Below are 7,944 nucleotides of genomic sequence, written 5' to 3'. Positions count from 1 at the left end.
TGTTGTAGGTCGCGCTCGGACCCTCCAACTGCCCCAGGAACCACAGCCGGCGCTGCGCGAACGACAGCGGCACCCGCTCCGGACGCACCATCGGCACCAACGCCGCCCGGCCCGCGCCGGCCTCACCCATCCACGCCGCGACCGCGGCCGGCGTCGGACGCTCGAACAGCACCCGCAACGGCAACTCCACACCCAGCACCGCACGCACCCGGCTCATCAACCGCATCGCCAACAGCGAATGGCCACCCAGCGCGAAGAAGTCATCCTCCACACCGACCGCGGGCAGCCCCAGCACCTGCGCGAACGCCTGGCACAGCAACTCCTCCCACACCGTCACCGGACCCCGGCCCCCACCCGCCGGCTCCGTGTAGTCCGGGGCGGGCAGGGCCTTGCGGTCCACCTTGCCGTTGACGGTCAGCGGCAACTCCTCCAACACCACCACAGCCGACGGAACCATGTACTCCGGCAACCGCTCAGCAACGAACTCACGGACGTGCGACGCGAGTTCGACACCGTCGCCGTCCGCCACGACGTACGCGACCAGGCGCTTGTCGCCCGGCACGTCCTCACGGACCAGCACCACCGCCTGCTCCAGGCCCGGGTGAGCGGCCAGGACGGCCTGCACCTCACCCGGCTCGATCCGGAGACCACGGATCTTCACCTGCTCGTCCGCGCGACCCGCGTACTCCAGTTCGCCGTCGGCGTTCCACCGCGCCAGGTCTCCGGTGCGGTACAGCCGGCCACCCGCCGGCCCGTACGGATCGGCGACGAACCGCTCGGCCGTCAGCCCCGGGCGCGCCACGTACCCACGCGCCAACCCCGCACCCGCCACATACAGCTCACCAGCCACACCCACCGGCACCGGCCGCAGCGCGGCGTCCAGCACATAGGCGCGCATGTTGTCGAGCGGGCGCCCGATCGGCAGCGCGCCCTCGCCGTCCACCGCGGTGTGCGCGGCGACGAACGTGGTGGCCTCGGTCGGCCCGTACCCGTTCACCACCACGATGTCCGGGCAGGCCGCCCGCACCCGGGCCACGGCCACCGGCGACAGCACGTCACCACCGGCCCACACCTCACGCACCCCGGCCAGACACCCCGGGTCCTCCTCCACCACCACGGCGAACAGCCCCGCCGTCAGCCACAGCGCCGTGACCTCGAAGGAGGAGACCACCTCGGCGAGCGAGACGGCCGTGACATCACCGGCCGGCATCACCACGACCCGGCGCCCGGTCAGCAGCGGGACCCACAGCTCCATGGTCGACGCGTCGAAGGAGTACGGCGAGTGAAGCAGCACCCGCTCGAACCCCGCACCCGCGAACCGCCGGTCCAGCGCCAGCGCCGCCACGTCCGCATGCGTCACCGTCACGCCCTTGGGGCGACCGGTCGAGCCGGAGGTGTACATCACATACGCCAACTGGCGCGTGGAGCACGGAACGTCGACCGGATCGGCAGTCGCCGCGTCGACCGTCAGCATGGTCAGGCCCAACTCCTCGGCCTGGTCCCGCAGTCCAGCATCGGTGAGCACCACCTTCGCGCCCGTCTCGGACACGATCGTCTGCCGATGCGCCAACGGGTAACGGCTGTCCAGCGGCACATAGCACCCGCCCGCCTTCACCACACCCAGCAGCGCCACCACCAGATCCGCCGAGCGCTCCATCAGCACCGCGACACCCGACTCCGCGCGCACGCCGTGCTCAACCAGGCGCCGCGCCACAGCGTTCGCCCGCGCATCCAGCTCCGCATACGTCAGCTCAAGGCCCTCGGCCACCACCGCCACCGCATCCGGCGTCACAGCCACCCGCGCCGCGAACAACCCCGGCAATGTCGACGGCTCGACCTCGACCGCCGTGTCGTTCCAGCCCGTCAGGACCAGTTCGCGCTCCTCCTCGGTCATCAACTCGACCTCGAGAATCGAGCGTTGCGGTGCCGCCAGCAGCTCCCGCAGTACCGGGACGAAGCCGTTGCCGATCCGCTCGGCGGTCTGCTCGTCGAACAGGTCGCGGGCGAAGACCAGGCTGGCCGTCAGGCCGGCGGGGGCGCCTGCCGTGCCGAACTTCTCGCTGAAGGTGAAGTTGAGGTCGAACTTGGCCGGGGCCGGCCCGGCGGCCACCGACTTGGCGGCGAGGCCCCGGAGGTCCAGCACGGGCTGCGCGTTGTTCTGCAAGGAGAGCATCACCTGGAAGAGCGGGTGACGGGCCATCGACCGCATCGGCGACAACTCCTCCACCAGTCGCTCGAACGGCACATCCTGATGCTCGAACGCGCGCAGGCTGGTCTCACGCACCCGGCCCAGCAGCTCGATGAAGTTCGGCGCACCGGCCAAGTCGGTTCGCAGCACCAGGGTGTTGACGAAGAAGCCCACCAGGTCGTTGAGGCCCTCGTCCATCCGGCCGGCGACCGCGGTGCCGATCGGAATGTCGGTGCCGGCGCCGAACCCGGACAGCAGCACGGCGAGCGCCGCCTGCAGCACCATGAACGGGGTGCAGCCCTCGGCCCGTGCCAGTTCGGTGATTCCCCGGTGGAGTTCAGCGGGCAGCTGGAACTCCACGGTGCCGCCGCGGTGGCTGGCGACGGGCGGGCGGGGCCGATCGAAGGGCAGCGTGAGTTCCTCGGGCAGCTCTGCCAGCGCCTGTCGCCAGTAGGCGAGTTGCTCGATGAGCAGACTCTCCGGGTCGTCCTCCTCGCCGAGCAGCTCGCGCTGCCAGAGCGCGTAGTCGGCGTACTGGCCGGGCAGTTCGTCCCAGTCGGGCGCGGTGCCGGCCAGCCGGGCCCGGTAGGCGCTGGAGACGTCCCGGGCGAGCGGGCCCATCGACCAGCCGTCACCGGCGATGTGGTGCACCACCAGCAGCAGCACGTGCTCGGCTTCGCCGCGCGAGAACAGCCAGGCTCGTAGCGGAAGTTCCTCGGCGAGGCGGAAAACGCAGCGAGCGGCGCCGGCCAGTTCGGCGGTCAACTCCGGCTCGGTCATGGCGGTGGCGTCGACCACGGTCAGCAGCGAGCCCACCGACTCGGCGTCGCGGATGTTCTGCCACGGCTGCCCGTCGACCGCCGGGAACACTGTCCTCAGCACCTCGTGGCGGGTCACCACGTCGCGCAGGGCGCCGTCCAGCGCCGCGATGTCGAGGGTGCCGGTGAGCCGCAGGCCCTGCGGGATGTTGTAGGTGGCGTTCGGGCCCTCCAGCTCGTTCAGGAACCAGAGCCGCTGCTGGGCGAAAGAAACCGGGATCATCGTCAGGACTCCTTGTTCGCGCGCATCGCCCGGAACGCGGGCCGTGCTTTCTTGTTCACCGATTCGAGCCGCTTTGCCACACCGGCGACCGTCGGTGCCTCGAAGAGGGCCTGGATGGGCAGTTCCGCGTTGAGTGCTTTCCGGATCCGGCTGACCAGTCGCACCGCCAGCAGCGAGTGACCGCCCAGGGCGAAGAAGTCGTCGTCGAGCCCGACCGATGCGACCCCCAGCACCTGCGCGAACGCGTCGCAGATCTGCTGTTCGCGTGGCGTGGTCGGGGGCCGGTGGGCGCCCGCAGGGCCCAGGTCGGGGGCCGGCAGGGCCTTGCGGTCCACTTTGCCGTTGACGGTCAGCGGCAGCGCGTCCATGACCACGACCGCGGCCGGGACCATGTACTGCGGCAACCACTCGGCCGCGAAAGCAGCCACCCCGGCCGCCAGTTCCTCGCCCGTACCATCAACGGCCGGCACCACGTAGGCCACCAGACGCTTGTCACCCGGCACGTCCTCACGCACCACCACCACCGCCTGAGCGACCTGCGGATGCCCGATCACCACCGACTCGACCTCACCCGGCTCGATCCGGAAACCCCGGATCTTCACCTGGTCGTCCGCACGACCCGCGAACACCAACTGCCCCTCAACCGTCCACCGCGCCCGGTCACCCGTGCGGTAGAACCGCTCGCCCGGCGCACCGAACGGGTTCGCCACGAACCGCTCCCCTGTCAGCCCCGCACGGCCCAGGTAGCCGCGGGCCAGCCCCGCGCCCGCGACGTACAACTCGCCCGCCACACCGACCGGTACGGGCTGCAGGGACTCGTCCAGCACGTACACCCGGGTGTTGACCACCGGCGTGCCGATCGCCACCACCGACGACGCCGGATCGCACCGCCACAACGTGGCATCCACCGTCGTCTCCGTCGGGCCGTAGGAGTTGAACATCCCGCGGCCCTCGGCCCAGCGCGCCATCACCTCCGGTGGACAGGCCTCACCCGCCGTCACCACCACCACGCCGCGATCCACCGAACCCGCGTCCAGCGTCGCCAGCACCGCCGGCGGCAAGGTCACATGCGTCACGCCCTGCTCCGCCAGGAACAGGGGCAACGCCTCACCCAGCCGCCGGTCCTGCGGAATGACCACCAGCGTGGCACCCGTCAGCAAGGCCATGAACCACTCCCACCCGAAGGTGTCGAAACCCGCCGAGGCGAACTGCCCCACCCGCGAACCAGCACCAACCCCCAACCACCGCACATGACCCGCGACTTGGTGTGCCACACCCGCATGCGACACCAGCACACCCTTGGGACGCCCCGTCGACCCCGACGTGTAGATCACATAGGCCGGATGCGCCGCAAGCAACGGCGACCGACGCTCCGCATCCGTCACCCCCTCACCCGACGACCCGGCCAGCTCCGCAACCGTCGCGGCATCGTCCAGGAGCACCACCGGCACCGACCCCGCCAGCGCCCCGGCCGTAGCCCGGCTCGCAACAGCCAGCACCGAAGCGGCGTCCCGCACCATGTACGCGATCCGCTCCGCCGGATACCCCGGATCCACCGGCATGTACGCGCCGCCCGCCTTCGCCACCGCGAGCAGCGAGACCATCAGGTCCACACCGCGCTCCAGGCACACCGCCACCACCGACTCCGGCCCCACCCCCACACCGATCAGATGACGCGCCAACCGGTTCGCCCGCGCGTCCAACTCCGCGTACGACACCTCGACGCCGTCAGCCACCACCGCCACCGCACCCGGAGCCAGCCCCACCCGCTCCTCGAACAACCCCGGCAACGTCGACGACGCCACCTCGACCGCCGTGTCGTTCCACTCCTCGACAACCTGACGGCGTTCGATCTCACCCAGGACCCCCACCGCCGACAACCGCGTCTGCGGAGCGTCCTCCAAAACGGCAGTCAGGTTCGTGACGGCGGTCTGCAACAGCGCGCAGATCCGCTCCGCATCGGCCGGTGCCACGGCTTTGGCGGTCAGGAAGAAGCCACTCCCCATGTCGTCGACAGCCACGCTCACGGGGTAGTTGGTGGGGTCGCTCGCGGTCAGCACCCCGACGCCCTCAAGGCCGGGGCCACTGCCCTGTGCAGCGGCCTCGCTGTGCCGGTAGTTGAAGATCGAGGTGAACAGCGGGCTGCCGGCCGTTACCCCACTCGCCTGCTGCGCCAGCGAAAGCGGCGCGTGCTCGTGCACCAGCAGCTCGGCCAACTGGCCCCGCATGCCGTCCAGCGCCTCACCCGCACTCTGCGAGTCCACCCGCACGCGCACCGGCAGGGTGTTCATGAACAGGCCCGGCACCCGGTCCGAACCGGCGCCCGCGTTCATCCGGCCGAACAGCACCGTACCGAACACCACATCGTCACGGCCCGACAGCGATGCCAGCACCCGCGCCCACGCCAGGTGGAACACCGTCGCCGCACTCACGCCCTGCCGCCGCGCCACCTCACGCACCCGGCCGGCCACCTCGGCATCGAGGGGAACCTGGCAGTGCATCGCGGCGGTGCCGTCACCGTGCACATCGAGCAGCCCGAACGGCGCCGTCGTCTCGGTGACGTCCCCGAGCAGCTCGGCGAAGTACCGCTCGTGCTCCTCACGCGGCGTACCGAGGCGGGCCTGCGCCACGAAGTCGCGGAACGGCAATGGCTCAGGCAACGTGTCGGCACGGCCGGACATGAACGCCCGAAGCTCCCCGAGCATCACGTCCCGTGAGGTGTGGTCCCCCACCAGGTGGTGCATTTGCAGCAGTGCCAGCCAGCGGTCACCACCGGGCTCCGCCGCGATGTGGACCGTCATCAGGGGCGCCCGGCTCAGGTCCATCCACGATCCGCCGATGGCTGCCAGCTGCTCCACCGGGTCGGGGCCCTGCGGGTCCAGCACGACCTCCTGGACCGGCAGCTCCACCCGACGCAACACCACCTGCACCGGCTCGCGCAGCCCCTCCCACACGAACGCCGTGCGGTAGACGTCATGCCGGTCGATCACCTCCCGCAGCGCGTCCAAGAACGCGTCCACCCGCTCCCGCGAGTCGAATCCCAACACCGACGGCCGCATGTAGACGTCCGTCTGAGATCCCTGATCCGCCATCAGGTGATGGAAGAGGAGGCCCTCCTGGAGCGGAGCGAGCGGGTAGACATCCGCCACGTTGGCCGCGCCGCCCTCGACCGTGGCCACGACCAACTCGATCTCCGCCTCAGTGAGCTCCACCAACGGCAGCATCCCGGGCGTGATCTCGGCAGCACCCTCGGGAATCAGGTTCGGCGGAATCACCACCTGGACCGACCCGGCAGCGCCGGCCAGCTCGGCCGGCGTGGGGTTGCGCAGCAGGGTGCGGATGGAGATCGACATACCCCGGACCCGCAGGTACTCCACCAGCGACACCGCCAGCAGGGAGTGACCCCCCAGGGCGAAGAAGTTGTCCTCCGCGCCGACGCTCTCCAGCCCCAGGGCGTGTGCGAACGCGGCGCACAGGATCTCCTCCTGCACCGTTGCCGGACCACGGCTCACTCGGACGTCCTCATCCGCGGTGCCGGAGTCGTCCGGTGCAGGCAGGGCCGCGAGGTCCAGCGCCCCGTCCGACGTCAGCGGCAGGGTGTCCAGCACCACCACGGAGGGCACCAGCTGCTCGGCCAGGCGGTCCCCGGCGAACTGCCGCACCGCGTCCGCCAACGCCGCGTGATCAGCGCCGGAGTCGGCGGGTACGAGATAAGCGACCAGCCCGCCGTCTCCCGTCCGGGATGCCTGGCTGTCGTCCGCATCGTGCTCGCGCTCGATGACGGCAAGCTGAGCCACGCCGGGCTGCGTGGCCAGCACGGTCTGCACCTGACGCGCGGTTCGCCCGCGCGTCAGGATCCGCTCCTGCTCGTCCTCACCCAGCACGGCCACCGCCGCAAGCCGGGTCCGCGGCTCGGCCGTGACCGTCTCAAGGACGCGAACCAGCCAGACCGCGATCCGCTCGGCCGTGTCCGCGTCGAACAAGTCGGCTGCCGCAATCATGACACCACGCAGACCCGCCGGAGCGCCCTGGGCGTCGAAGGTCTCCCCGAGCGACATGCTCAGGTCGAACTTCGCCACCCCCGTTCCGGCGGCCTGCCGGCCGACCCGCAGCCCCGGCAGCTCCAGCAGCTCCAGCTCGGACCGGCCATCGCCGGACGCCGTGGCGGTGTTCTGCAGAGTGAGCATGACCTGGAACAGCGATTGACGGGCCAGCGACCGGGTCGGTGACAGCTCCTCCACCAACCGCTCGAACGGCACGTCCTGGTTCTCGTACGCGCGCAGGCCCCTCTCCCGGACCCGCTCGACCACCTCGCCGAAGGTCGGGTCGCCGGACAGGTCGGTACGGATCACCAACGTGTTGACGAAGAACCCGACCAGGTCGTTGAGCGCCTCATCGGTGCGCCCGGCGATCGCCGCACCGATCGGGATGTCCGTGCCCGCACCGATCCGGTTCAGGGTGACCGCCAACGCCGCCTGCAGCACCATGTACACGGTCGCCCCCTGTTCCCGGGCCACCGACAGCAGGCCCTCGTGCAGCCCTGCGGGGATCTCCAGCCCCACTGTGTGACCGCGGTAGGTAGGTGTCGCGGGCCGCGCCAGGTCAGTGGGCAGGACGAGTTCCTCCGGGACCCCGGCCAACGCCTCGCGCCAGTACGCCACCTGCCCGGACAGCACACTGCCCGGATCGTCCTCGCTCCCGAGCACCTCCCGCTG

2 protein-coding genes are annotated in these 7,944 nt (G+C 70.7%); both read right to left on the bottom strand.

The features are described from left to right. Positions 1-3,229: amino acid adenylation domain-containing protein (locus ACIRP7_RS45375; RefSeq protein WP_403672881.1), on the bottom strand; the 3,229-nt coding region annotated here is incomplete at its 3' end. A 2-nt stretch (positions 3,230-3,231) separates the two neighbouring features. Continuing rightward, positions 3,232-7,935: an amino acid adenylation domain-containing protein gene (locus ACIRP7_RS45370; RefSeq protein ID WP_403672878.1), complete on the bottom strand. Its 4,704-nt coding sequence runs from the start codon at positions 7,933-7,935 to the stop codon at positions 3,232-3,234. Positions 7,936-7,944 lie beyond the last annotated feature (9 nt).

This window comes from Streptomyces sp. NPDC102270, assembly GCF_044766405.1.
GTDB lineage: Bacteria > Actinomycetota > Actinomycetes > Streptomycetales > Streptomycetaceae > Streptomyces.
Note: the sequence above shows the minus strand (reverse complement) of the source record. Positions and strands in the feature narration are given on the sequence as shown.